The organism is Blautia hansenii (assembly GCF_013304445.1).
Lineage (GTDB): Bacteria > Bacillota > Clostridia > Lachnospirales > Lachnospiraceae > Blautia.
In genome coordinates this window covers 206,148-232,055 of record NZ_JAAITA010000002.1, presented here as the reverse complement: position 1 = coordinate 232,055, position 25,908 = coordinate 206,148, and the positions used below count along the sequence as shown (strand labels likewise).

20 protein-coding genes are annotated in these 25,908 nt (G+C 42.2%); 19 read left to right on the top strand and 1 reads right to left on the bottom strand.

Annotated features, from left to right (window positions below; genetic code table 11):
- The first annotated feature begins 200 nt into the window (after window positions 1–200).
- From uvrA to G5A70_RS03030, 17 genes are all read left to right on the top strand, one after another.
- Window positions 201–3,041 (top strand): excinuclease ABC subunit UvrA, encoded by a 2,841-nt coding sequence (uvrA, locus tag G5A70_RS03110; RefSeq protein WP_173747916.1) that lies wholly within the window; start codon window positions 201–203, stop codon window positions 3,039–3,041.
- An 88-nt stretch (window positions 3,042–3,129) separates the two neighbouring features.
- Entirely contained in the window at window positions 3,130–4,125 is a 996-nt protein-coding gene (locus G5A70_RS03105) for a rod shape-determining protein (RefSeq protein WP_173747914.1), read from the top strand.
- A 34-nt stretch (window positions 4,126–4,159) separates the two neighbouring features.
- On the top strand, window positions 4,160–6,388 hold the full coding sequence (locus tag G5A70_RS03100) for an ATP-dependent RecD-like DNA helicase (RefSeq protein WP_173747912.1): 2,229 nt from the start codon (window positions 4,160–4,162) through the stop codon (window positions 6,386–6,388).
- Window positions 6,385–7,098 (top strand): ComF family protein, encoded by a 714-nt coding sequence (locus tag G5A70_RS03095; RefSeq protein ID WP_226853476.1) that lies wholly within the window; start codon window positions 6,385–6,387, stop codon window positions 7,096–7,098. The genes G5A70_RS03100 and G5A70_RS03095 overlap by 4 nt, the downstream gene beginning before the upstream one ends.
- A 91-nt stretch (window positions 7,099–7,189) precedes the next feature.
- The gene (locus G5A70_RS03090) at window positions 7,190–7,621 is read left to right on the top strand and encodes a hypothetical protein (RefSeq protein ID WP_173747911.1); all 432 of its coding nucleotides are present in this window, start codon (window positions 7,190–7,192) and stop codon (window positions 7,619–7,621) included.
- Window positions 7,618–8,652: a hypothetical protein gene (locus G5A70_RS03085; protein ID WP_173747909.1), complete on the top strand. Its 1,035-nt coding sequence runs from the start codon at window positions 7,618–7,620 to the stop codon at window positions 8,650–8,652. The genes G5A70_RS03090 and G5A70_RS03085 overlap by 4 nt, the downstream gene beginning before the upstream one ends.
- A gap of 69 nt (window positions 8,653–8,721) precedes the next feature.
- The gene (gene cdaA / locus G5A70_RS03080) at window positions 8,722–9,621 is read left to right on the top strand and encodes a diadenylate cyclase CdaA (protein WP_173747907.1); all 900 of its coding nucleotides are present in this window, start codon (window positions 8,722–8,724) and stop codon (window positions 9,619–9,621) included.
- Entirely contained in the window at window positions 9,599–10,882 is a 1,284-nt protein-coding gene (locus G5A70_RS03075) for a YbbR-like domain-containing protein (RefSeq protein WP_173747905.1), read from the top strand. Before cdaA ends, G5A70_RS03075 begins: the two co-directional genes overlap by 23 nt.
- A gap of 22 nt (window positions 10,883–10,904) precedes the next feature.
- Window positions 10,905–11,168 (top strand): HPr family phosphocarrier protein, encoded by a 264-nt coding sequence (locus G5A70_RS03070; RefSeq protein WP_173747903.1) that lies wholly within the window; start codon window positions 10,905–10,907, stop codon window positions 11,166–11,168.
- Window positions 11,169–11,251: 83 nt separating this feature from the next.
- Window positions 11,252–11,956 (top strand): AzlC family ABC transporter permease, encoded by a 705-nt coding sequence (locus G5A70_RS03065; RefSeq protein ID WP_173747901.1) that lies wholly within the window; start codon window positions 11,252–11,254, stop codon window positions 11,954–11,956.
- Window positions 11,953–12,258, top strand: a complete 306-nt coding sequence (locus tag G5A70_RS03060) for an AzlD domain-containing protein (protein ID WP_173747899.1) — start codon at window positions 11,953–11,955, stop codon at window positions 12,256–12,258. The genes G5A70_RS03065 and G5A70_RS03060 overlap by 4 nt, the downstream gene beginning before the upstream one ends.
- 103 nt (window positions 12,259–12,361) lie before the next feature.
- Complete coding sequence (locus G5A70_RS03055) at window positions 12,362–13,177, top strand: ABC transporter permease (protein ID WP_173747897.1); 816 nt, start codon at window positions 12,362–12,364, stop codon at window positions 13,175–13,177.
- Window positions 13,178–13,201: 24 nt separating this feature from the next.
- Window positions 13,202–14,470 (top strand): ABC transporter ATP-binding protein, encoded by a 1,269-nt coding sequence (locus G5A70_RS03050; protein ID WP_173747895.1) that lies wholly within the window; start codon window positions 13,202–13,204, stop codon window positions 14,468–14,470.
- A gap of 12 nt (window positions 14,471–14,482) precedes the next feature.
- The gene (locus G5A70_RS03045; RefSeq protein ID WP_173747893.1) at window positions 14,483–15,397 is read left to right on the top strand and encodes an SAM-dependent methyltransferase; all 915 of its coding nucleotides are present in this window, start codon (window positions 14,483–14,485) and stop codon (window positions 15,395–15,397) included.
- Between the two features lie 2 nt (window positions 15,398–15,399).
- Window positions 15,400–16,683, top strand: coding sequence for a hypothetical protein (locus tag G5A70_RS03040; RefSeq protein ID WP_173747891.1), 1,284 nt, complete (start codon window positions 15,400–15,402; stop codon window positions 16,681–16,683).
- Window positions 16,684–16,689: 6 nt separating this feature from the next.
- Entirely contained in the window at window positions 16,690–19,176 is a 2,487-nt protein-coding gene (locus G5A70_RS03035; RefSeq protein WP_173747889.1) for a glycosyltransferase family 2 protein, read from the top strand.
- 25 nt (window positions 19,177–19,201) lie between these two features.
- Window positions 19,202–21,601: a glycosyltransferase family 2 protein gene (locus G5A70_RS03030; RefSeq protein ID WP_173747887.1), complete on the top strand. Its 2,400-nt coding sequence runs from the start codon at window positions 19,202–19,204 to the stop codon at window positions 21,599–21,601.
- An 85-nt stretch (window positions 21,602–21,686) separates the two neighbouring features.
- On the opposite strand, the gene G5A70_RS03025 is transcribed toward G5A70_RS03030, so the two are convergent.
- Window positions 21,687–22,955 carry a D-alanyl-D-alanine carboxypeptidase family protein gene (locus G5A70_RS03025; RefSeq protein ID WP_173747885.1) on the bottom strand — a complete coding sequence of 423 codons (1,269 nt, stop codon included), beginning with the start codon at window positions 22,953–22,955 and terminating at the stop codon, window positions 21,687–21,689.
- 142 nt (window positions 22,956–23,097) lie between these two features.
- Here G5A70_RS03025 and G5A70_RS03020 point away from each other — a divergent pair, with 142 nt between their 5' ends.
- Together G5A70_RS03020 and G5A70_RS03015 are read left to right on the top strand one after the other, a co-directional pair.
- Complete coding sequence (locus tag G5A70_RS03020; protein WP_173747883.1) at window positions 23,098–24,927, top strand: glycosyltransferase family 2 protein; 1,830 nt, start codon at window positions 23,098–23,100, stop codon at window positions 24,925–24,927.
- A 13-nt stretch (window positions 24,928–24,940) separates the two neighbouring features.
- The gene (locus tag G5A70_RS03015; protein ID WP_173747881.1) at window positions 24,941–25,897 is read left to right on the top strand and encodes a glycosyltransferase family 2 protein; all 957 of its coding nucleotides are present in this window, start codon (window positions 24,941–24,943) and stop codon (window positions 25,895–25,897) included.
- The last annotated feature ends 11 nt before the right edge of the window (window positions 25,898–25,908 follow it).

Below are 25,908 nucleotides of genomic sequence, written 5' to 3'. Positions count from 1 at the left end.
CCGACCTGCCCTTAATGCGGCAGTTTCTTTTCATATGCGGGATTAAAAAGTACACAGTTTTTCGCTGTTTTCTGTCCGGATTTTTGTGAATTAAAAAACAGAACAAATGTTTGTAAAAGACCTCGAAATATGATATAGTTATTTTACGAATAAAACGGATGGAAGCAGATAAAGATAAATATTATTGGAGAGAAAAGACTATGGCAGTTAAAATGCAGGCAAGACAATTTATTAAAATAAGAGGCGCGAATGAAAACAATCTGAAGAATCTGGACGTGGATATTCCCAGAAATGAGTTGGTAGTGCTTACCGGCCTCAGTGGTTCCGGTAAAAGTTCTCTGGCCTTTGATACTATTTATGCAGAGGGACAGAGACGTTATATGGAATCACTTTCTTCTTATGCCCGACAGTTCCTGGGGCAGATGGAGAAGCCGGATGTGGAGAGTATTGAGGGACTTTCTCCTGCCATTTCCATTGACCAGAAATCTACCAACCGAAATCCTCGTTCTACCGTGGGAACGGTTACGGAAATCTACGATTATTTTCGACTTCTCTACGCCCGTGTGGGGATTCCCCATTGTCCCAAGTGCGGGCGGGAAATTCGGAAACAGACTGTAGACCAGATGGTAGATCATATTATGGGGCTGCCGGAAAGAACGAAAATTCAGCTTCTGGCACCTGTGGTAAGAGGGCGAAAAGGAACCCATGCCAAACTTTTGGAGCAGGCTGGAAAAAGTGGTTATGTGCGTGTACAGATTGACGGAAATCTGTACGAACTCAGCGAAGAAATCAAGCTGGATAAAAATATCAAGCATAATATAGAGATTGTAGTGGACCGTCTGATTGTAAAGGAAGGCATTGAAAAAAGGCTGACGGATTCCATAGAAACCGTTTTGAATCTGGCAGAGGGAAGGCTTGTAGTGGATACCATGGATGGAAAACAGATAAATTTCAGCCAGAGTTTCGCATGTCCGGACTGTGGTATCAGTATTGATGAAATAGAGCCCAGAAGCTTTTCTTTTAATAATCCCTTTGGTGCGTGTCCCTCCTGTTTTGGCTTGGGGTACCGTATGGAATTTGATGTGGATTTAATGATACCGGACAGGAGCCTCAGCATTTCCCAGGGGGCAATTGCGGTTATGGGGTGGCAGTCCTGCACGGACAAAGGCAGTTTTACAAGGGCCATTTTAGACGCGCTGGCAAAAGAATATGGTTTTGATTTGGATACGCCTTTTGAAGACTATCCTCAGCACATCCAGGATGTGCTGATTCACGGAACCAATGGAAAAGAGGTGAAAGTATATTATAAAGGCCAGAGAGGAGAAGGCGTTTATGATGTGGCTTTCGAGGGAATTGTAAAGAATGTGGGGCGGCGTTACCGTGAGACCGGTTCCGATACGATGAAGCAGGAATATGAAAGTTTTATGCGGATTACGCCGTGTCCTTCCTGTAAGGGACAGCGTCTGAAACCGGAAGCCCTGGCTGTGACTGTGGGAGATAAAAATATTCATGAGGTTACTTCTATGTCCATCGAATGCCTGCAGGAATTCCTCAATCATCTGGAACTGACCCCTACCCAACAGATAATCGGAGAGCAGGTGCTGAAAGAAATCCGGGCCAGAGTCGGATTTCTGGTGAATGTAGGACTGGATTATCTGACACTGGCAAGAGCCACAGGAACTCTTTCCGGCGGAGAAGCTCAGAGAATCCGTCTGGCTACCCAGATAGGTTCCGGCCTTGTGGGAGTGGCGTATATTCTTGATGAGCCCAGTATTGGTCTGCACCAGAGGGACAATGATAAACTGCTGGCTACATTAAAGCATTTAAGAGATTTGGGAAATACACTGATTGTGGTAGAGCATGATGAGGATACCATGCGGGCGGCTGACTGCGTGGTGGATATCGGACCGGGAGCAGGCGAACACGGCGGACAACTGGTAGCCATGGGAACGGCTGAGGAAATCATGCAAAATCCTAAATCCATTACCGGACAGTATTTAAGCGGGAAACTGCAGATACCGGTGCCTTCTGTGCGGAGAAAACCCGCAGGGTTTTTAACGATTCGGAAAGCAGCGGAAAATAATCTGAAAAATATTGATGTGAAGATACCTCTGGGGATTATGACCTGTGTGACCGGAGTTTCCGGTTCCGGTAAAAGTTCCCTGGTAAATGAAATTTTATATAAAAGTCTGGCAAGAAAACTGAATAGAGCCAGAATTATTCCGGGCAAACATAAGTGTATTGAGGGCGTAGAACAGTTAGATAAGGTCATTGATATAGACCAGTCTCCGATTGGAAGGACTCCGAGGTCTAATCCAGCCACTTATACCGGAGTTTTTGACCAGATTCGTGATTTGTTTGCTGCTACCGCCGATGCTAAGGCCAGAGGATATAAAAAGGGAAGGTTTAGTTTTAACGTGAAAGGCGGACGATGCGAGGCCTGCAGTGGTGATGGTATTCTGAAAATAGAAATGCATTTTTTGCCGGACGTATATGTACCCTGTGAGGTATGCCATGGGAAACGATACAATCGGGAAACTCTGGAAGTAAAATATAAGGGAAAAAGCATTTATGATGTACTGAATATGACAGTGGAAGAAGCGCTGGAATTTTTTGACCATGTGCCTTCCATTAAGAGAAAAATACAGACACTTTATGATGTAGGGCTTTCTTATATTCGTTTGGGTCAGCCCTCTACCGAGCTTTCCGGGGGAGAAGCGCAGAGAATTAAACTGGCGTCTGAACTGAGCAAGAGAAGCACAGGAAAGACCATTTATATTTTGGATGAGCCGACGACAGGGCTGCATTTTGCAGATGTTCACAAGCTGATAGAGATTCTGCAGCGTCTTTCTGAGGGCGGCAATACGGTTGTTGTCATAGAGCACAATTTAGATGTAATAAAGACAGCGGATTACATTATTGATATCGGGCCGGAAGGCGGAGATAAGGGAGGAACTGTGATTGCTAAGGGAACTCCCGAAGAAGTTGCAGCCAATCCGTTTTCCTATACGGGTCAATATGTGTCAAAATATTTGAGATGATTGCCCCTTTTCAATAAAGGGGAAGTTGTATATAATGAAAAAGAAACCGGGATTTGACGGTTAGATGGTTTAGGAAAGGGGCAGTAAAATGGCAGCATCAGATATTGGAATTGACCTTGGAACAGCCAGTATCCTTGTTTATGCCAAGGGTAAAGGAATTGTTTTAAAGGAACCTTCCGTGGTTGCATATGATAAGGAGAATAATAAAATAAGAGCGGTGGGAGAAGAAGCTCGTCAGATGATAGGAAGGACACCGGGGAATATTGTGGCGGTTCGTCCGCTGCGCCAAGGTGTGATATCGGATTACGAGGTTACGGAAAAAATGCTGAAATATTTCATTTCCAAAGCCATCGGAAAGAGAGCATTTCGAAAACCGCGTATCAGTATCTGTGCACCCAGCGGTATTACCGAGGTGGAAAAAAAGGCAGTGGAAGAGGCTACTTATCAGGCAGGGGCCAGAGAAGTGTCCATTATTGAGGAGCCAATTGCGGCAGCGATTGGCGCCGGCATTGATATTACCAGACCTTTCGGCAATATGATTGTGGATATTGGCGGAGGAACCACAGATGTGGCGGTGATTTCTTTGGGCGGCACGGTGGTTTCTACATCTATAAAAGTGGCAGGAGACGATTTTGATGAGGCAATTACCAGATATGTGCGGAAAAAACACAATCTTATGATTGGTGAGCGCACTGCAGAAGATATTAAAATTCGGATAGGAACTGTGTATGCCTCACCTCAGACAAAAAATATGGAAGTAAAAGGAAGAGATACTATTACCGGACTTCCGAAAAGCGTGACGCTGACTTCCGAAGAAATCAGAGAAGCTTTGAAAGATGCATCTGCACAGATTATGGAAACCATACACAGTATTTTGGAAAAAACACCGCCGGAATTGGCAGCTGACGTGGCTGAGAGAGGGATTGTGCTTACCGGAGGCGGTGCACTTCTGGGCGGTCTGGAAGAACTGATAGAAGAGGAAACAGGCATCAACACAGTAGTGGCTGAAGAGCCGGCGCTGGTGGTAGCAATTGGTACAGGTCAGTATATGGAGTTGATGAGCAAAATGAACGGCAGGCTGTAAGAAGCAGAAAGTCGGGAAAACAGAGGGAAAAAACGTGGAAGAGACTATAGAAGGCTATGTAGACCATATTATATACCGTAATCAGGACAATGGATATACAGTTGCCTGCTTAATCGTAGACGGAGAAGAATTGACCTGTGTAGGTATATTTCAGTATTTGAATGAGGGGGAGAATATTCGGGCAAAAGGGAAATATACGGAACATCCTTCTTATGGACAGCAGTTTTCTGTGTATGCTTATGAAGCGGTGGTTCCCCAGGATTCCCAGGCCATGGAACGATATCTCGGCTCAGGAGCCATAAAAGGTGTGGGGGCGGCTTTGGCTGCCAGGATTGTGAGAAAATTCGGAGATGATACGCTCAGAATTATAGATGAAGAACCGGAACGGCTTTCAGAAGTAAAAGGAATCAGTGATAGGAAGGCCAGGGAAATTGCACAGCAGGTAGAAGAAAAATCGGATATGCGAAAAGCCATGATGTTTTTGCAGCATTACGGCATATCGCAGACTTTGGGAGCAAAGATATATCAGCAGTATAAACAGGATATGTATCGTATTTTGAAAGAAAATCCTTATAAGATGGCAGAGGATATTACGGGTGTGGGATTTAAAATGGCAGATGAAATTGCAGCCCGTATTGGAATTCATACAGATTCGGACTATCGTATCAGAAGCGGTCTTCTGTACATATTACTTCAGTCCACAGCAGAAGGACATATATACCTTCCACAGCGACTTCTTCTAGAGAGAGCAGAACAGCTGCTGGGTGTAAAGGCCGAATATATGGAAAAACATATTGCAGACCTTTCCATTGACAGAAAAATCGTTATAAAAGAGATTGAAACAGCCAGAGGAAAAGCGAAAATGGTGTATGCGAGCCAGTATTATCAGACGGAATTGCATACAGCCCAGATGCTTCATGAACTGAATCTGAAAGATACGGCGGACGAGCGGGTGATTCAGGATAAAATCAGAAGAATTCAGAAAAGTGAGAATATAGAATTAGATGAAAAGCAGCAGATGGCAGTGGTGGAAGCGGTAAAGAATGGTCTTTTGATTGTCACAGGAGGGCCAGGAACAGGAAAAACTACAACCATTAATGCGATTATCCGGTATTTTGAAATGGAGGGACTGGATATTGCTTTGGCAGCGCCTACGGGAAGAGCGGCTAAGCGTATGACTGAAGCTACCGGTTATGAGGCTAAAACGATTCACCGACTTCTGGAACTGACGGGTATGCCGGAGGAATCTTCCGGAGGAGTTCATTTTGAGAGAAATGCACAGAATCCTCTGGAAGCAGACGTTATTATTATTGATGAAATGTCAATGGTAGATATATTCCTTATGCATGCGTTGCTTTCGGCGGTAGTAGCAGGCACCAGACTGATTCTGGTGGGAGATGTCAATCAGCTGCCAAGTGTAGGGCCTGGAAGCGTTTTGAAAGATATTATTGCCTCCGGGAAGTTTGCAGTGGTAGAACTGGTAAAAATCTTCCGTCAGGCTTCTCAGAGCGATATTGTGGTGAATGCACATAAGATTAACCAAGGTGTACCGGTAACGCTGGACAATAAAAGCATGGACTTCTTTTTTCTGAAAAGATATGATGCAAATGTAATTATCAGTGTTGTGATTACGCTCATACAGAAAAAACTTCCCAAGTTTGTCCAGGCAGAGCCTTATGATATCCAGGTGCTGACACCCATGCGAAAGGGGCTGCTGGGGGTTGAGCGACTGAACGTTATTCTGCAGCAGTATCTGAATCCGCCGGAGACCGGGAAAAAAGAGAAGGAACACCGAAATGGCCTTTTCCGTGAAGGGGATAAGGTTATGCAGATTAAAAACAATTATCAGATTGAATGGGAAGTAAGAGGTCTTTATGGGATTCCGGTGGAAAAGGGTGTGGGTGTTTTCAACGGAGACACAGGAATTCTGAGAGAAATTAATACTTTTGCAGAAACCGTTACCGTGGAATTTGACGAGCGAAAATTTGTAGAATATTCTTTTAAGCAGTTGGACGAGTTGGAACTGGCCTATGCTATTACCATACATAAGGCTCAGGGAAGTGAGTACCCGGCTGTGGTGATTCCTCTTCTGCATGGCCCCAGAATGTTGATGAACAGGAATCTGCTTTATACGGCAGTGACCCGTGCCAGAAAATGTGTGACGCTGGTGGGAGATGAGAAAACCTTTATTGAGATGGAAAATAACCAGATGGAACAAAGCAGATATACCACGCTGGATTTGCGTATAAAGGAGAGTTATTGATTAGAAAAGCAGGAAAGTTATTTTTAGATATGCTGTACCCAAGGCGCTGCCCGGTCTGTCATGATATCGCAGTGCCAGGGGGAAGTAGAATCTGCAACGTTTGCAGGGAAAAGTTAAAGCCCATTACCGGGCCGAGATGTTTCCGGTGTTCCAAGCCTTTAAAGAGAGAGGAACAGGAATATTGTAAAGACTGCAGAAAAACACGTCTTTTTGACCAGGGGATTGGAATTTTTCCTTATGGCTCAGTTCTTCAGGAATCATTGTTTAAACTGAAATACGGAAAGCGCCAGGAATATGGAAGCTTTTATGGACAAATCGCAGCAGTTTATTCCCGTGAAATTATCAGAAATTGGGGTGTGGAGATTATCATTCCCATTCCGCTGCACCGAAAGAGAATGGAAAAAAGAGGATATAATCAGGCAGAACTTATAGCAGAAGCATTGGGGAAAACCTTATGTATTCCAGTGGACAGCCGTCTCATGAAACGAAAAGTGAATACCAGACCACAAAAAGAACTGGATTACAGAGAGAGAAAGCAGAATATGAAAAATGCCTTTTTTCTTAAAGGAGAAAACAGATACAGAAGAATTCTGCTGGTAGACGACATATACACTACAGGAAGCACAATAGAAGCAGCAGCAGAACTTTTGAAAAGAAATGGGGCAGAAAACGTGTTTTTTCTCACCATAGCTATGGGAGCAGATACTTGAAAGGTCTTGATTCGATTATCAGGAATATGCTATAATGCAGTATGTATGATTATAAGTTTTTCAAAAAGAGAAATTTGGAAAGAGGTATTTTATGCTGAATAACCAAAAAATCAAAAAAATGCATAAACTGGCACTTTATGAGTCAGGAGAAGGAAAAAAGCACCTTGCCATAAGTAATTATTATAGAAGTGATTATATAGGATTGGCCTTGATTAAAAACTTCTTTCTGACAACCATAGCCTATGGTCTGCTGCTGTTGATTTATTTTGGATACAGAAGCGAGTATTTGATGGAGAATATTCATAAAATGAATCTGGCGCTTATGGCGTTACAGATTATCGGACTGTATATTATTATGGTAGTGGGATACAGTATTTTGACGTATATTTATTGTTCTGTGAAATATGCAAAGGCCCAGAAGGGAATCCAGGAATATTACAAGGGACTTACCCAGATGAAAAAAGCCTATGACAGAGAAGAAAGGCGAAATGGAAGAATTACAGGGAGGAGAACAAAAGCATGACAGTATTATTGGAGTTGAAGCAGAAAATAAAAGACTTTTACAGTGAGCATGATGTATTGCTTCTTTCTGTATTTAAATTTTTACTGGCATTTTTGTTGTTTAGCAGTATTAATTCCAGTCTTGGATTTATGGAAAAGCTGGACAATATTTTTGTGGTGTTGATTTTGGCAATTATCTGTGCAGTACTGCCGATTAACGTAATGACGGTGATAGGCTGTGTATTGATTATTATGCACTGTTATTCCGTAGGAATTGAGGTGGCAGGCTTTGCAGTACTTTTGATTGTACTTTTGATGATTTTGTTCCTGCGTTTTACCTCTGAGGATAGTCTGGCGCTGGTATTGACTCCGGCGGCATTCCATTTTCATATTCCGGCGGCTGTGCCCATTGGCGGAGGGCTTTTAAAAGGACCGACCTGTGCGATTCCTTCCGTGTGCGGTGTGATTTTGTATTTCTTTATGCAGATAGTAAAGGACAAGAGCACAGTTTTGCAGGGGAAAGAAACAGAGGCTGTTCAGAAGCTGCAGATTCTGCTGGATGGTTTAATGAAAAATCAGGAAATGTGGCTGAATGTGCTGGCTTTTACTGTAGTTCTGATGCTGGTGTATACGATTTCCAGATGTTCTTTTGACTATTCCTGGAGAGTGGCTGATGGAGTAGGAGCTATAGTTTATATTGTGATTATGATATTAGGAGGCATGTTCCTTAATGTGAATGTCCATATGGGAAGTGTGATTTTGTCCGCAGTGTTGTCCCTTATCGTGGGATTTGTACTGGAATTTGCAGTTTTGGGTGTGGACTATTCTAGGAGTGAAAAAACACAGTTTGAAGATGATGAATACGTATATTATGTAAAAGCTGTCCCGAAATCTTATGTGGCACAGAAAGAAAAAAGCATAAAAACCATATCATCTGATTATGACAGAAAACCGGAGAAAGAGCCGGATGATGATGCAATTCCAGTAGAGAGAGTTGACGAGGAAAACTTTGACTTTGAAAAACAGCTGGAGGAATCTCTGAAAGACTTATAAAACCCGGTTATCTGCCTCTGAAACAGAGTAGGATATGAAAACTTGCTGAAGAAAGGGGAGATGAAGAAAATGGGCAGAATTTTTGATTTTCTGAAAAATTATTTTGGGGCGTTTTCGTCCTTTTCTACCATAAAATGGATTGATGTTGTAGAAATACTGCTGATTGCCGTATTTGTCTATCAATTCATGTTGTGGATTAGAAATACCAGAGCCTATTCTCTTTTAAAGGGAATTTTAATTGTATTGATATTTACTTTTGCGGCATATCTCTTGCAGATGAATACCATTTTGTGGTTGGTGTACAATGCAGGCGGGTATGCGATTACAGCGATTCTGGTTATCTTTCAGCCGGAGCTCAGAAAGGCGTTGGAAGAGCTGGGGCATAAGAAAATAGTCAGTACCCTGATTCCTTTCGAAAGCAATAAAAAGGAAGAACCGGGTCGGTTCAGCGACAGAACCGTGAATGAGATTGTGCGAGCCAGTTTTGAAATGGGAGCGGTAAAAACAGGTGCTCTTATTGTAATTGAAGAGGATACTATTTTAAATGAATTTATCAGAACCGGAATCAATCTGGATTCTTTAATAAGCAGTCAGCTATTGATTAATATTTTTGAACATAATACTCCTCTTCACGATGGCGCCGTCATTATGCGGGGAGACCGAATCGTGGCGGCTACCTGTTATTTACCTCTGTCAGACAATCTGGAACTGAATAAAAATTTGGGTACAAGACATAGGGCTGGTGTGGGAATCAGTGAAGTCAGCGATTCTCTCACCATTATTGTATCAGAAGAAACCGGAAGGGTCTCTGTGGCCAATCGCGGAAGACTTCAGGTAGGAGTTACAAAAGAGGAATTAAAGGAGATTCTGAAAACAGAGCAGAACAATAATGTGAAGCAGGAAAAACTAAAACATAAAAGAAAGTTTTGGAAGGGACTGATGAAGAATGAAAAAAAGTCTGATGAATAAATTTACGCTGAAAATTCTTTCCCTGGCAATTGCTGTTCTTATCTGGCTTATAGTCAGAAATGTTCAGGATCCTGTGATTGTGCAGACTTTTTATGATATTCCGGTAACTTTGGTAAATGAATCATATTTGTCAAACAATATGAAAATTCCTTTATTGATAGACGGTGATGATACGGTAAAGGTAAGAATAAAAGCAGAGGAAAGTGTTATCAAGGAACTGAAAAAAGAGGATATTGTGGCTCAGGCAGATATGACACAGATATACATGGATGCAACGCCGAAAATGGTGCCGGTAGAAGTTACCTGCAAAGGAATTGCAGATGACAATATTACGGTGACACCAAGAAATATTCAGGTAGACATTGAAAACCAGACCAGCGTGGAAAAAACCATTGCTGTCAATACAGGGGATACAACACCGGATAAAGATTATGAAGTGGGAAGCCTTCAGGCTAATCCTGAAAAAGTGACGATTTCAGGACCGGAATCTATTATAAATAAAATTGATAAAGTTGTGGCAAAAATAGATGTTACAGGTATGAAAGAAAGCAATGTGGAGTTGGATTCTGAACTGAAAATTTATGATAAGAATCAGGACGAGCTTTCAGAAAAACAGTTGTCTTATTTGAATCTGGCAGGTGTTCAGGACAACAAGATAAAAATTCAGGCACAGTTCTGGAAAGTGCAGAAGAATGTAAAAATTGGGTCAGAGTACAGCGGTTCCCCCCAATATGGTTATGAGGTGGATTCCGTTAGTGTTGTACCGGAAACCCTTAGTCTGGCCGGAACAGATGAAGCGCTACAGAAGCTGGCAGTAGAGGGAAATACACTGACTATACCGGCAAGTTACATTGATGTTTCCGGAAAGGATTCAGACTTTGATGTGAAAGTGGATATCAGCGAACTGCTTCCTGAAAATATGAAGCTGGCGAGAGATATTAACAGCACGGTGATTGCAACTGTAAAGATATTGCCATATAATAGCAGGGATTACGAGGTTTCGCCAACGCAGATTAAAGTGGAGAACAAACCGGAAAATATGAATTACAAATTTGAACCGGACAAGATTGTAGCCCGTATTAAAGCAAAAGAGGAAGATTTGGATAATCTGAAGACCGATGATATTCAGATGAAAATTGATTTAAAGGACGCAAAGGCAGGAGAAAATACTTTGCCGGTAACAGTTACTTTGCCGGAAGGGTATGAACTGGTAGAGGATATTACGGTTAAAGTAGCGCTGATTGAGGCATCTGAAAAATAGAAAGAGAACAGGGAGTGAAGCTATGGTTAGCCAAATGGTAACAATAATTAATCCAACCGGACTGCATCTGAGACCGGCAGGGCTTTTGTGCAAAGAGGCCATGAAATTTAAATCTTTGATTACATTTCGTTTTAGGGGAAATACAGCAAATGCGAAAAGTGTGCTGAGTGTGCTTGGTGCATGTATAAAATGCGGAAATGAGATAGAATTAATTTGTGAAGGCGAAGATGAAGAACTTGCTTTAAAAACATTAGTGCATGCAATTGAAAGTGGACTGGGAGAATAAGAAGAGGAGAGGGCTGTTGTTTTGAGCGATAGTCCTTTTCTTTATAGAGAAAAACAGACAGGAAGGTGTACGGGAGAGGGAAGATGGTACATAATAAGATACAAAATGGATTAAAAGATGGCGTTCCCATTTGTGTGGGATATTTTTCAGTGAGTTTTACGTTTGGTATGATGGCGGTGAAGAGCGGAATTTCGCCCTTTCATGCGGTGTTGATTTCTCTTTTCAATCTGACTTCTGCAGGGCAGTTCGCCGGATTAAACGTGATTGTGTCCGGCGCTTCTCTTATGGAAATGGCGCTGACACAGCTGGTTGTAAACATCCGTTACGCGCTGATGTCCCTTTCGCTGTCTCAGAAGTTGGATTCTTCGGTGAATTTAGGCAACCGTATGCTGATAGCTTACGGAAACACCGATGAAATTTTTGCAGTGGCCAGTGCAAAGCCGGGGACGGTGGGAAAACTTTATATGTATGGTCTGATTTTGCTTCCGGTTACCGGCTGGGTAGGCGGCACTCTGGCCGGTGCTGTGGCGGGAACGCTGCTTCCAGCAGATATTATCAGCGCTTTGGGAGTAGCCCTTTACGGTATGTTTATTGCTATTGTGGTGCCTATGGCAAAAGAGCACAGAGAAGTGGCCCTTGTGACGGTGGCTGCGCTGGTTTTAAGCACGGCCTTTTACTATCTGCCGGGATTAAAAGAAATCTCTTCCGGTTTTTCCATGATTATCTGCACCGTACTGGCTGCGGGAATTGGGGCTGTATTATTTCCCATTAAGGAGGAAGCATCATGATTTACGCATATATATTTGTCATGGCAGGGGTCACCTATCTGATTCGTATGCTGCCGCTGACTTTGATTCAGAAGAAGATTTCGAATAGTTATATCCGTTCTTTTTTATACTATATTCCATATGCATGTCTGACGGCTATGACATTTCCGGCCATTTTGTATGCAACGCAATCTCCGGTGTCAGCTTTAGCTGGATTTGCAGTGGCCGTGTTGCTGGCGCTGAAGAAACAAAGTCTGGTGACTGTGGCTTTGTTTTCCTGCGTGGCTGTATTTGTGGCAGAGCGGATAATGGAGATCGTGTGAGAAGGTGGCTTTGGTTGATTTCTGAGGGGAAATAGTGTAAACTAGAATATCGTTCAGAGAAAATCAGAAATGAGATTCAGATAGGAAAGAATCAGGAGGAAAGATGAGTAAAATAAAAAAAGCGTTAGAATTACCGACGGAAATTTTTCATAATAGAAAACTGGTATTCAGTCTGGCAAAAAATGATTTTAAAACCAAATATGCAGGGTCTTATCTGGGGATTGTCTGGGCTTTTGTACAGCCTATCGTAACGATTCTGGTATACTGGTTTGTATTCAGTGTGGGTTTAAAGGCAGGGAACGCATCCAATTATCCCTTTGTGTTGTATCTGATTTCAGGAATTGTACCTTGGTTCTTTTTTCAGGATGCACTAAACGGAGGTACGAATGCACTGTTGGAATATAATTATCTAGTAAAGAAAGTGGTATTTAAAATAAGTATTCTTCCAATGGTAAAAGTTATTTCAGCTTTGTTTGTACATGGATTTTTCGTAGCGTTTGCGCTGATTATCAGTTCTTGCTACGGTTACACACCTACTTTGCATACATTACAGCTGATATATTATTCTTTCTGTACGTTTATGCTGGCTCTGGCATTGTCCTATGCAACCAGCGCTGTTGTGATTTTTTTCAGGGACTTGACGCAAATTATCAATATTTTTCTTCAGGTAGGAGTCTGGCTGACACCTATTATGTGGGATTTAGCTATGCTGGAGGGACATCCGCTTTTGATGAAACTTTTTAAATTTAACCCTATGTATTATATTGTTTCCGGTTACCGTGACTCTATGTTGGGGAGAACCTGGCTGACGGCTCATTGGAAATGGGGAATTTATTTCTGGGGTGTGACGATTGTGCTTTTTGCACTGGGAACCCTTATCTTTAAGAGACTGAAACCACATTTTGCAGATGTATTATAAGCTGTATATGAAGGAGAAAATGGAATGTCAGAAATAGCAATTTCGATTAATCATCTAAGTAAAGTATATAAATTATACGATAAGCCTGTGGACAGACTGAAAGAGTCTCTGGGGCTCACAAAACAAAAAAAATATAGAGAACACTATGCCTTAAGAGATGTGTCTTTTCAGGTGAAAAGAGGAGAAACAGTAGGTATAATAGGAACTAATGGCTCTGGAAAATCTACGATTTTAAAGATTATTACAGGCGTCTTAAATCCCACTCAGGGAGAGGTGCAGGTAAATGGAAGAATTTCCGCGCTTTTGGAATTGGGTGCAGGTTTTAATATGGAATATTCCGGTTTGGAAAATGTATATTTGAATGGAACTATGATTGGCTTTACCAGGGAAGAGATTGACAAAAAGCTGGATGACATACTGGCTTTTGCTGATATCGGAGATTTCATACATCAGCCGGTGAAAACCTATTCCAGTGGTATGTTTGTGCGCCTGGCTTTTGCTGTAGCCATTAATATTGAGCCGGAAATACTGATAGTAGATGAGGCGTTGTCTGTGGGGGATGTATTCTTTCAGGCAAAATGTTATAAAAAATTTGAAGATTTTAAGAAGATGGGAAAAACCATTCTTTTTGTCAGTCATGATTTGGGAAGTATCAGTAAATACTGTGATCGGGTTGTTTTGCTGGATAAAGGTGTGAAACGTCAGGAAGGCAATCCAAAAGAAATAGTAAATTTGTATAAAAAGGTTTTAGTAGGGCTTGATGACAGTGAGGAAGAGAAACCGGAAAAAGACCGGAAGAAGGCTGTGAAAAGAAAGGAGCCAGGTTGGAACCGTACCTTTGAAACGAATCCCAACGTATTAGAATACGGAAATGGAAAGGCAAGTATTACAGATTTCATTTTGGCAGACGAAACGGGAACGGTAAGTAATACCATTGAAAAGGGAAGTAATTTTGAAATCAAAATGAAAGTGCGCTTTCATGAAACGGTACAGGAACCTATTTTTGCATACAGTATAAAGAACTTACAGGGAACAGAAATTACAGGAACGAACACACTTTTTGAAAAATCGGATATCAGTTCCAAAAAAGAGGGACAGGTTTGTGAAATTACTTTTTCTCAGGAAATGAATCTGCAGGGCGGCGAATATCTGTTATCTCTGGGGTGTACCGGATATGTGAATGGAGAGTTCGAAGTGTTTCATCGTTTGTATGATGTCTGCGGCATTACTGTAGTTTCAACAAAAAACACCGTGGGATTTTATGATATGAATTCCAGGGTATCTGTAAAGTAAAGGAGAGTAAAGGTGGAGAAAATAGGGAAGGTAGAATTAGATGATACCTGCTATCCTGGCAGGGATTTATACAGCGATGGCGAAGTGGAAGACCAGCTTTTGGAAATCGCCAGAAACTATGGGGAGGAAGACTATAACCGTATTATTGCTGAGACTTCCAGCTGGCCGGTGATGTACCATTTTTCTAATATCCGGCAGAATATTGTAGAATGGCTGCCTATTGGAAAAGGAGATTGTGTTCTGGAAATCGGAGCTGGATGTGGAGCCATTACAGGAGCGCTGGCCCGTAAAGCAAAAAGTGTGCATTGTATTGAACTTTCTAAAAAAAGAAGTTACATTAATGCTTACAGAAATAAAGCTTGTGACAATGTGAAAATTCTCATGGGAAATTTTCAGGAGATAGAGAAAAAACTGACAGAGACATACGATTACATTACACTCATAGGTGTTTTTGAATATGCCGATGGTTATATCAGTGGAGATGAGCCTTATCAGGAAATGCTGGAAGTGATAAAAAAGCACCTTGTGCCTCACGGAAAAATAGTCATAGCCATAGAAAACAGATTGGGTATGAAATATTGGGCAGGTTGTACAGAAGACCATACAGGAAGATACTTTGAAGGGATAGAAGGATATACAGATACCAGAGGGGTCAGAACCTTTTCTAAAAAAGAATGGGAGCAGATGATTGCTGCAGCAGGGCTGAAAGCGGAATTTTACTATCCTTATCCGGATTATAAATTTCCTCTGGCCCTATATTCCGACCATTATCTGCCCGGTAAGGGAGAATTGAATCTGAATATTATGAATTTTGACAGGGAGAGACTGGAATTGTTTGATGAAGGGAAGGTCTATGACAGCCTGATAGATGAGGAATTGTTTCCATTGTTTGCAAATTCATTTTTAATTGTATTAGAGGGAGAATGATTATGGAAAGGATTCTGTATACAAAATATTCAAATGAACGTACTGCCCAATTTGCTATCCGTACGGATATAGTAGAAAAAGACGGTTCTCGGCAGGTGAGAAAAAAAGCATACTATGAGGCGGGAAAACCTCATATCCGGAAAATATATGAAGCTTATGAACAGTTAAGCTGCAGTTTTTCGTCTACCAGACTGTTGATAAACCAATGCAGATGGGAAGAAGATGGAATTTATTTGGAATATCTTAAAGGGCAGACTTTACAGGAAGAACTGGACAGATTATTAGAGAAAAGGAAAATAGAGAAGTTTCAAAAAATTTTGAGAGAATATATGGAACTGATATTGCAGACGGCTGAGAACCCCTTTTGTATGACGGAAGAGTTTCGAAAAGTTTTTGGAGACGTGAAACTCCGTGAGGGATTTTATTCTGCTCCGGTAACGGATATTGATATGGTGCTGAGTAATATCTTTATAGACGAGAAGGGCGAGTGGACACTGATTGATTATGAGTGGACTTTTCTTTTTCCGATACCGATTCAGTTTGTGCTCTATCGTATTTTACATTATTATGAGTGCAGCAATGCCTTCCGCAGTCAGATTGCAGCCTGGGATTTATACGCTGCGGCAGGAATTTCTCCTGAAGACAGAGAAGTCTTTCTGGAAATGGAGAAACATTTTCAGGCATATGTTATAGGAAATTATGTACCACTGAGAAAACTTTATCCCAAGATTTCGCCAGGGAAGACAGGTCTGCATACGGTTTTAAAAAGAACAGGAAGTCCGGAAAGAGTTCAGATATTTCTTTCTCAGGATGGAATTTTAAGAGAAGAAGAATCGGAATCTTATGCTATGCCGGACGGGAAAGTAAAGCTTCGTATCGAAATAGGAAGCAGAATCAGACGGATTCGTCTGGATCCCGGAGAACAGGCAGGAAGAGTAAGATTGAAACGTCTGGAATGGGAAAATGGAGAGAAATGCCAAGTCAGAACCAATGGGATTGTACAGTCAGACCAGACTTTTCTTTTTCTGGAAGAAGACCCTCAAATTTATATTGAGAGTATTCCGGCAAATCCGGGATTTTTATGCCTGGAAATCAGTAAAGACAGTGGGCAGGACGGATATGTACAGCAGATTTTGAAGGAAAAAGCGGAAATGAACCGACAGAAAGAAGAAGTGGAAGCTCTGAAAAAGCAGCTTGCAGAAAAGGAGAAATTGATTGCCGCTATGGAGAATACAAAAGTCTGGAAAACGTATACGAAATATAAAAAGGTGATAAAAGGGGAATAGACAGATATGGGTACTATGCGCTGGTGTATCGACAAGGCGGATTTGAATCACTCAGGAAAAGACAGATTTGAAATCAAGGGATGGATTTGGAGCAAGAAAAGTAAAAAGCCGGAAGTTCAGGTGTATGGAAACAAAAATCAGGAGATACCTTATAAAATTACATGGGTGAAGAGACCGGATGTTCAGAAATATCTTAAATTAAAAGAGGATGAGACAGAACTTGGTTTCAGTATTTCTATAAACGGTGTATCAGGGCTTTGGGATTCCTGCACACAACTGGAAGTGTTTTTTTCAGATTCAGTAGAACGAGTACAAGTGTATAAAAAAGAATTTTCGGAAATTAAGCAAAATTATATAAAAAGTCTGATTAAATACAGCATTGATGGTGTTTCTTTTGCAGAGGATATGGTATTGGTCAGGGGATGGGCTCTTTATAAAAACGGTATTTGTCCGATTTATGTCCGAGATAGAGAAGGGCAGGAAATGGAATGCGTCCTGGAACAGGAGATGCGGCCGGATGTAAATGCGATTTTTTCCGTATCTTCCGAGGTAAAGTGCGGGTTTTCTTTGAAATTTCACAAAAAATATTTGGAGAGAGGAAATATAACAGTCTTTTTCAAGGAGCCGGATTCTAAGGCCAATTATGTGCTGTCAGCCAGAAAACTGAACTTTGAGAACAGTCGGTTTGGAAAATATTATCAGCAGCTTGGTCCCAGAATGATGAAACGAAACCTACAGTTTATACGGACACATGGAATGGGAGAGTTTAAAAAGCAGCTTGATATAAACATGAATCCCTCAAATCAGGGATATGGTTACTGGGCAAAACTGCATAAGGTGAAGAAAGGGGAATTGCGGCGTGAGAGGCAGGAAAAGTTTCCTTTTGAACCTTTAATTAGTATTGTGATTCCTCTTTATAAAACACCTTTAAACTATCTGGAAGAACTGCTGCAGTCCGTGGTAGGACAGACGTATGAAAACTGGCAGCTTTGTCTTGCAGACGGAAGCCCGGATCATGCAGTGGAAGAATATGTGAAGCGAAAGTATAAAAAAGAATCTCGCATTATTTATGAGCGGCTGAAGAAGAACGGTGGAATTTCCGAGAACACCAATGAGGGATTAAAACTGGCAAAGGGCGAGTATATTATGCTCAGCGACCATGATGATGTATTGGAAGTCAATGCTTTGTATGAGATTGTTAAGGCGCTGAATAGTGAGAGCAAGCCTCAGATTGTCTATACAGATGAAGATAAGGTGACCATGGATGGAAAGGAATATTTTGACCCCCATTTCAAGCCTGATTTCAACTGGGATTTGCTGAGAAGCAATAATTATATTTGCCATATTTTTGTGGTAGATAAGAAAATTGTAGATGAAATCGGAGAATTTCGGAAAGAATACGACGGAGCCCAGGATTTTGATTTTATTCTGCGCTGCTGCGAAAAAGCAGACAGTATTTATCATATTCCTAAGGTCTTGTATCATTGGCGTTCTCATCCCAATTCTACAGCAGGAAATCCGGCCAGCAAGATGTATGCTTATGAGAATGGCAAAAGGGCTGTTCAGGCACATTACGAAAGAATCGGCCAGCCGGCTGAAGTTACCATGACACCTTTCTGGGGAAGATATCGTTCCAGACTGTTGGTGCAGGGAATGCCTATGGTTTCTATTGTTATACCAAATAAAGATCATATAGATGATTTGGACAGATGTCTGAAATCCATTTATGAGAAAAGTACTTACCAAAACTTTGAAGTAATCCTTGTGGAAAATAACAGTACGCAGCAGGAAACCTTTGATTACTATGCTCAGGCAGAGCAGACCAGAGAAAATCTGAGGGTGCTGTACTGGAAAGACCGGTTTAACTATGCAGCTATTAATAATTTTGGTGTGAAGCAGGCAAAGGGCGAGTATCTTTTGTTCTTAAATAATGATGTGGAAGTGATTACACCTGACTGGATAGAAGAAATGCTGGGATACTGCCAGCGAAAAGATGTGGGAATTGCAGGAGCAAAATTATATTACCCGAATGATACGGTACAGCACGCCGGAGTGGTTATTGGTATGGGAGCAGACCATGCTGCCGGTCATGTGTTTTACGGAGTGGAAAGGAAACGCTTTACTTATGGAGGAAGAGCTAATTCTACACAGGATATCAGCGCTGTGACTGCTGCCTGTATGATGGTAAAAAAATCTGTGCATGAAGAAATAGGGGGCTTTGACGAGAAGTTTGAAGTTGCTTTTAACGATGTCGATTACTGTCTGCGGGTAAGAGAACTGGGACTTCTGGTGGTGTTCCAGGCCTTTGCAGAATTGTATCATTACGAGTCACAGTCCAGAGGATTGGAAGATACAAAGGAAAAGAAAGTGAGATTCCAAAAAGAGGCAGAGCTGTTCAGAACCCGTTGGAAGGAGATTCTGGAAAAAGGAGACCCGTACTATAATCCCAATTTGACTTTAAGACACAGTGACTGTTCACTGAACTGGGATTAGGACAACAGGAGTAAAGGAGAACTGTATGAGTCGCGAGTTAATAGAAGCGGAGCGGGAACGTTTCAGCTTAAAAGAGGAGAATTGTTATCGAATTGAGGGAGCCTGGAAGACGGGATATGTGCCGAAAGTCTATGTGGATAAAGAGCAGGTGACAGATATTTCTTATGCTGAACGGGAAGGACAGATGGAACTTTCCATAAAGATACCGGAGCATGCACAGCTTTATAAAAAAGTATATGTGTATGGGGTAAAAGGAGAAGCCAGATATCTGTGGTTTTCTGAGCAAATGAAAAAAATCTTGAGAAAACAGAGGAAACCCCAATATTTCATTGATTATGCAGATGTGGATTTTGAACAGCACAGATGTATGGTAAGTGGCTGGGCTGTGTATTCCGAACCTCTTGAAATTTATGTGGAAAATGAAAAGGGAGAGCGTGCAGAGTTTTCTCTGGAACGCGTCAATCGTTCTGATGTACAGCAGCAGTACCAGGAATGGGATGTGGGAAAGGAAAGCGGCTTCTTTCTGGACATTCCTTTTCGGGAGGAAAAAGGATTCCGGGTAGTATTTTCGGCAGGAAAACAGAGGACAATCCGGTATGTTAGTCTGCAAAAGAGAAAGATTGCAGGGGAAAAGGCAGAGTATTACTGTCAGAAGGGAATCCATTATCTTAAGGCACATGGAGTAGCAGGCTTTGCAAAAAAACTGATGAAAAAGGCAGAGGAATATAAAAATCGTCCGTATCCATATACCAGATGGTATCCAAAGCATATGCCTTCGCAGGCAGAACTGGAAAAGCAAAGAGAGCAGTCTTTTGCCTATGCCCCCCTTATCAGTATCGTAATTCCCCTGTATAATACTCCTCAGCAGTATCTAAAGGAACTGTTGGATTCTGTCCAGGCGCAGACTTATGGAAAGTTCCAGCTTTGTCTGGCGGATGGCAGTGACAACGGGGATGTAGAAGCGTATATTCGGGAACACTACGGCAATGAAAAGCGGTTTGTATACCATCGTCTGGAGGAAAATGATGGTATCTCCAGAAATACAAATGAAGCCATCAAAATCGCAGAGGGGGATTTCATTATGTTTTCTGACCATGATGATACCCTTGCACCCAATGCGCTTTATGAAATTGTGAAGGAACTCAATGACTATCCGGAAACAGACGTGGTTTATACGGATGAGGATAAAGTCACCATGGATGGAAAACGCTACTATGACCCGCATTTTAAACCGAATTTCAATCTGGATATGTTGCGGTGTAATAACTATATCTGCCATATTTTTGTAGTGAAACGGGAAATTGTAGACCAGGTAGGGCTGCTGCGGAAAGAATATGACGGCGCACAGGATTTTGACTTTGTACTCCGCTGCTGCGAAAAGGCACATCGAATCGGTCATGTGGCAAAAATTCTGTACCATTGGAGAAACCATCCGGCATCTACAGCAGGAAATCCGGAGAGTAAAATGTATGCTTACGAGGCAGGAAGAGCTGCTGTACAGGCGCATTATGACAGACTGGGAATCCGGGCAGAGGTAAGTATGACTGAGCAGTGGGGAAGATACAGGACAAAACTGTTTGTAGAGGGAACCCCTTTGGTGTCTGTTATCATTCCCAACAAAGACCACAAAGCAGATTTGGAAAGATGTCTCCGTTCTCTGTATGAGAAGACCTCTTATGATAATTTTGAAATTCTCATTGTAGAAAACAACAGCACAGGAAAAGAAATTTTCCGTTACTACAAAGAATTAGAGGAGAATTATGACAATATTCGTGTTCTTCGCTGGGAAGGTGCTTTCAACTATTCGGCAATTAACAACTATGCTGCAAAGGAAGCAAAGGGAGAGTATCTGTTGCTTCTGAACAATGATATTGAAGTAAAGTCAGAAAAATGGATGGAAGAAATGCTCAGCTATTGTCAGAGAGAGGATGTAGGAATTGTAGGTGCAAAACTTTTGTATCCCAACGAAAAAATTCAGCATGCAGGTGTGATTATTGGGATGGGACCGTCCCACACAGCCGGGCATATTTTCTATAATTTTCCAGGTGACCAGTTTGTTTATGCAGGAAGAACCCAGACTACACAGGATTTAAGTGCAGTAACAGCCGCTTGTATGATGACGAAAAAATCGTTGTATGAGGAACTTGGCGGGATGGATGAAGACTTCCAGGTGGCCTTTAATGATATTGATTTTTGCCTGAGGATGCGAGAGATTGGAAAACTGGTGGTATTCCAGGCGTACGCGGAACTGTATCATCATGAATCTCTGACAAGAGGATATGAAAACAGACCGGAAAATAGAAAGCGTTTTAAAGATGAAACCAGACGGTTTAAAAGCAGGTGGAAGGAGATACTCAGAAAGGGAGACCCTTATTACAATCCTAATTTCAGCCTGGAGAGAAGTGATTGTGTGCTGAGTGAATAGGAAAAGAAATACCACAGGATAGAAAACCTGCCGCAGTAGGCAGCGCCGGAATACCCGGACTGTCTGCAGCGGCAGGTTTCTCTTTTTAAGAAGTGATTTTTTTCCGTTGTTTTCTGTTCTTTTTTGCCTTCTTTTTTCTTACATACTGCACAAGTACAGATACAAGTCCTGCGCAAAGCCCTGCGAAGATAAGAAGCATGGCAGGAAATACCAGCGGTGATACCAACTGTTTTTTTACTGTGCCTACTTTAAACATAGACATATCAGAGGTTGTCCGTGTTTCTACCTGCAGAGGAAAGGCAGCAGTGAGTTTTAGGATTTCCCGTCCCTGATAGGAATAGGTTCTGGTTCTGGAAACCCCTTCGGTATCCTGGTCTGTCACCATCATGGAAGCAGTGCTTGCACCTTTTGGCAAAATGACATATCCATCAGGTTCTTCCGAATCCGGCGCTTTCAGCCAGTAGACCGGAAGTTTTTCAGAATTATCAAATCCGTAATCGAAAAGTTTGATTGTGTCTGTGAAGCGGTCGTTACCTTCCGAGCGCATGACTACGCAGACAAGCGTCATATCGTCTCTGGTGGCTGCAGTAATCAGAGTGTTTCTGGCCGCTTCTGTATGTCCGGTCTTTCCGGCAATGGCGCCTTCATATTTATAATCCCCCTCTGTGAGAAGGGCGTTGTGGTTTTCCAGATTCCGGGGAGTAGAGGTCTTATTGGTTGCCGGAATGGTGTATTTGTCTGCACCGGCGATTTTGCAGAAATTCTCATTTTTCACAGCCTCGGCAAGAATCAGAGCCAAGTCGTAGGCGGTTGTGTAATGATTGGGGTCAGGCAGACCATTGGCGTTGACAAAATGGGTATTTTTGCAGCCCAATTCTGCAGCACGGGCATTCATCATATCGGTGAATGCACTGACGGAACCGGCTACCTCCACGGCCATCTGGGTGCAGACTTCATTGGCAGAGGCCAGCATAATGGCATACAGACACTGCTCCACCGTCAGTTCTTCGCCTACCTGGGCATTAATCGTAGAGTTTCCCGGTGCCAAATCCGGCAGAATCACATCGGTAAAAGTAACCTTTTGGTTTAAATCATCTATGTTTTCTAAAATCAAAAGAGCAGTCATGGCTTTGGTGGTGCTGGCCGGGTAACGAATCTCATTCATGTCCTTGTCAAAGAGCACCTGTCCCGTAGACACTTCCATCAAAACGCCTGATTCGTCTGCAATTTCCGGAGCGGAAGGCCAGGCGGCAACAGAGCTTGTTTCTGCAAAAACGGGGACAGCAGAAGTCATGGCTAATAAAAGTGCCAGCAGAGGGCACAATAACTTTTGAATCCTATGTTTTTTCTTCAAATGTATTCCTCCTTTACGCAAATTAACTTCAGTATACCATATTCATGGTTTTCTTTAAACAGAAAATGTGTTAGAATAAGGCAGGAATTAGAAACAAACAGTGAAAAATACACTGGAATCCAGGTAAAGGCAGGTAAATTTTATGCCGAAGGGAAAGATAGAATGGGGAAAGCTGATGGGCAAAATGTCCCCTTATATGATACAGAAAGGGCTGAGGTATTTAAAGCACTACGGAGTAAAAGAATTCTGGGTGCGTCTTCATGAGCGGTTTGAGCCGGAAGAAGTGCCTTATGGCCCCTGGTATGAGCAGTACATACCAACCAGAGAAGAACTGGAAAAGCAAAGAAAGAAAAAATGGAACTATGGTCCGAAAATCAGTATTATAGTTCCTGCATATAAAACGCCGGAGGCTTTTCTGCGCCAGCTGATGGACAGCCTTCTGGCACAGACATACGCGAACTGGGAACTTTGTATTGCCAACGCCAGTCCGGAGGACGCTTCCATGGAATATGTGCTGAAGGAATATGCAAAAAAGGACAGCCGGATTCTATGGAAGAAGCTGGAGGAGAACAAAGGCATTGCAGAGAATACCAATGAGGCATTTGCTATGGCCACAGGAGAGTTTGCGGGACTTTTGGACCATGATGATTTGTTGGCGCCCAATGCCCTGTATGAGGTTGCAAAAGCGCTGGAAACAGAGCCGGATATTGATGTACTTTACACAGACGAGGATAAAGTCAGAGGCGACGAGGTGCTGGAACATTTTCAGCCCCATCTGAAACCGGACTTTAATATAGACTTACTGCGTTCCAACAATTACATCTGTCACTTTTTTGTAGTGCGGAAATCATTGCTTGAAAAAACAGGAGGATTCCGCAGAGAATACGACGGCGCCCAGGATTACGATTTTATTTTCCGCTGTACACAGGCAGCAGGAAAGATACACCACATTCCTGAAATTCTGTATCACTGGAGAACGCACCAGTCCTCTACTGCGGACAATCCGGAAAGCAAACTCTATGCTTTTGAAGCGGGAAAGAGGGCCATCGAAGAAAATCTGCGGCAGAACGGGCTGATTGGAGAAGTGAGCCATACAAAGGACTATGGATTTTACAGAGTAAAATATCCGGTACAGGGAGAACCCCTGGTATCCATTATCATTCCAAATAAAGATGCAAAAGAAGATTTGGAAAAATGTATTCAGTCTATACTGGAAAAATCTTCCTATACTAATTATGAAATTCTGATTGTGGAGAATAACAGTACAGGGGAAGAAATCTTTTCATATTACAAAGAACTTTCTGAAAATTCCAGAATTCGTCTGCTGCGGTGGAAGAGGGAATTTAATTATTCTGCTATTAACAATTATGGGGCAAAGAAGGCCAAAGGGGATTATCTGCTGTTTCTGAACAATGATACGGAAGTGATAAGTCCCGACTGGATAGAGGAAATGCTGGGCTTTTGCCAGCGTCCGGATACGGGAATTGTGGGAGCCAGACTGTACTTTGGAAATAATACCGTTCAGCATGCCGGAACGGTTATTGGAATCGGCGGTATTGCAGGTCATATGTTTACAGACATGCCCAGAGAACGATCCGGCTACATGCACAAAGCGGCAATTATACAGGATTTAAGCGCCGTGACAGCTGCCTGCATGATGGTGAAGCGGCAGGTGTTTGATGAGGTGCAAGGCTTTGAAGAACAGCTTTCTGTGGCATTTAATGACGTGGATTTCTGTCTGCGCGTACGGGAAAAACAGTATTTAGTGGTATATGACCCGTATGTGGAACTATATCATTATGAATCGAAAAGCAGAGGTGCAGAGGACAGCAAAGAAAAAGTCCGCAGATTTCAGTCGGAAATCGAATTTATGCGCTGCCGGTGGGAAACTCTTCTGAAAAAGGGAGACCCTTATTACAATAAGAATCTGTCCTTGGTGAAATGGAATTATTCCCTGAAGCCAAAGGACTGAAAGGTTTAAAAACATGTATGAAGTTTCAGTAATCATTCCGAATTTTAACGGAAAAAAATACCTGAAGGACTGCCTGGATTCCATGAGAAAGCAGGACTGCGAAAATTTTGAAGTGATTCTGGTGGACAATGGTTCCGAGGACGGAAGTACGGATTATGTGCGGGAAGTCTACCCGGAAGTGCAGGTCATAGCCCTGAAGGAGAATACGGGATTTTGCACAGCGGTCAATACAGGCATTAAGGTCAGCACAGGCAGCTATGTGATTCTGTTAAATAATGACACCATTGCAGAGCCGTCTTTTGTGAGCAGCCTTTTAAAGAGTATGAAGAGACATCAGCGGGCTTTTTCCTGTCAGGCGAAAATGATTCAGATGCAGGACCATGGAAAAATGGACGATGCGGGCAATTACTACTGCGCTTTCGGCTGGGCCTTTGCGGACGGAAAGGGGAGAAATCAGGAGAATTACAATACGGAAAAGAAAATATTTTCTGCCTGCGCAGGTGCGGCTATTTATCGAAAAAAAGTGCTGGATAGAATTGGACTTTTTGACCACGAGCATTTCGCGTACCTGGAAGATTTGGACATCGGTTATCGCGCCAGACTTCATGGATATGAAAACTGGTATTGCCCGGAAGCTTTGGTTTATCATGTGGGAAGCGGCACCAGCGGTTCCAGATACAACCTTTTCAAGGTGCGCTACTCCTCCAGAAATAATATTTATATGATTTATAAAAATATGCCCCTATGGCAGATTGTGTGGAATTTCCCTTTGTTGTTGCTGGGATTTGGCTGTAAGGCACTGTTTTTCGCAAAAAAAGGTTTTGGAAAAGAGTATTTGGCGGGAATGAAAAATGGGTTTACCATTTCCCGGCAGAACCGGACGAGAAAAGTAAAAGATATTGCTTTTGGAACATACCTGCGGATTCAGTGGGAATTATATTGTAATATCATAAGATTTTTGCGAAAATAGAGAATTTTGAC

Bases quoted from the DNA above. Each gene is read 5' to 3' on its own strand.
- G5A70_RS03065 (WP_173747901.1), top strand. From the start codon at position 11,252: ATGGTACATAATAAGATACAAAATGGATTAAAAGATGGCGTTCCCATT.
- G5A70_RS03085 (WP_173747909.1), top strand. From the start codon at position 7,618: ATGACAGTATTATTGGAGTTGAAGCAGAAAATAAAAGACTTTTACAGT.
- G5A70_RS03030 (WP_173747887.1), top strand. From the start codon at position 19,202: ATGAGTCGCGAGTTAATAGAAGCGGAGCGGGAACGTTTCAGCTTAAAA.
- uvrA (WP_173747916.1), top strand. From the start codon at position 201: ATGGCAGTTAAAATGCAGGCAAGACAATTTATTAAAATAAGAGGCGCG.
- G5A70_RS03035 (WP_173747889.1), top strand. From the start codon at position 16,690: ATGGGTACTATGCGCTGGTGTATCGACAAGGCGGATTTGAATCACTCA.
- G5A70_RS03090 (WP_173747911.1), top strand. From the start codon at position 7,190: ATGCTGAATAACCAAAAAATCAAAAAAATGCATAAACTGGCACTTTAT.
- G5A70_RS03075 (WP_173747905.1), top strand. From the start codon at position 9,599: ATGAAAAAAAGTCTGATGAATAAATTTACGCTGAAAATTCTTTCCCTG.
- G5A70_RS03060 (WP_173747899.1), top strand. From the start codon at position 11,953: ATGATTTACGCATATATATTTGTCATGGCAGGGGTCACCTATCTGATT.
- G5A70_RS03050 (WP_173747895.1), top strand. From the start codon at position 13,202: ATGTCAGAAATAGCAATTTCGATTAATCATCTAAGTAAAGTATATAAA.
- G5A70_RS03020 (WP_173747883.1), top strand. From the start codon at position 23,098: ATGCCGAAGGGAAAGATAGAATGGGGAAAGCTGATGGGCAAAATGTCC.
- G5A70_RS03105 (WP_173747914.1), top strand. From the start codon at position 3,130: ATGGCAGCATCAGATATTGGAATTGACCTTGGAACAGCCAGTATCCTT.
- G5A70_RS03070 (WP_173747903.1), top strand. From the start codon at position 10,905: ATGGTTAGCCAAATGGTAACAATAATTAATCCAACCGGACTGCATCTG.
- G5A70_RS03015 (WP_173747881.1), top strand. From the start codon at position 24,941: ATGTATGAAGTTTCAGTAATCATTCCGAATTTTAACGGAAAAAAATAC.
- G5A70_RS03040 (WP_173747891.1), top strand. From the start codon at position 15,400: ATGGAAAGGATTCTGTATACAAAATATTCAAATGAACGTACTGCCCAA.
- cdaA (WP_173747907.1), top strand. From the start codon at position 8,722: ATGGGCAGAATTTTTGATTTTCTGAAAAATTATTTTGGGGCGTTTTCG.
- G5A70_RS03055 (WP_173747897.1), top strand. From the start codon at position 12,362: ATGAGTAAAATAAAAAAAGCGTTAGAATTACCGACGGAAATTTTTCAT.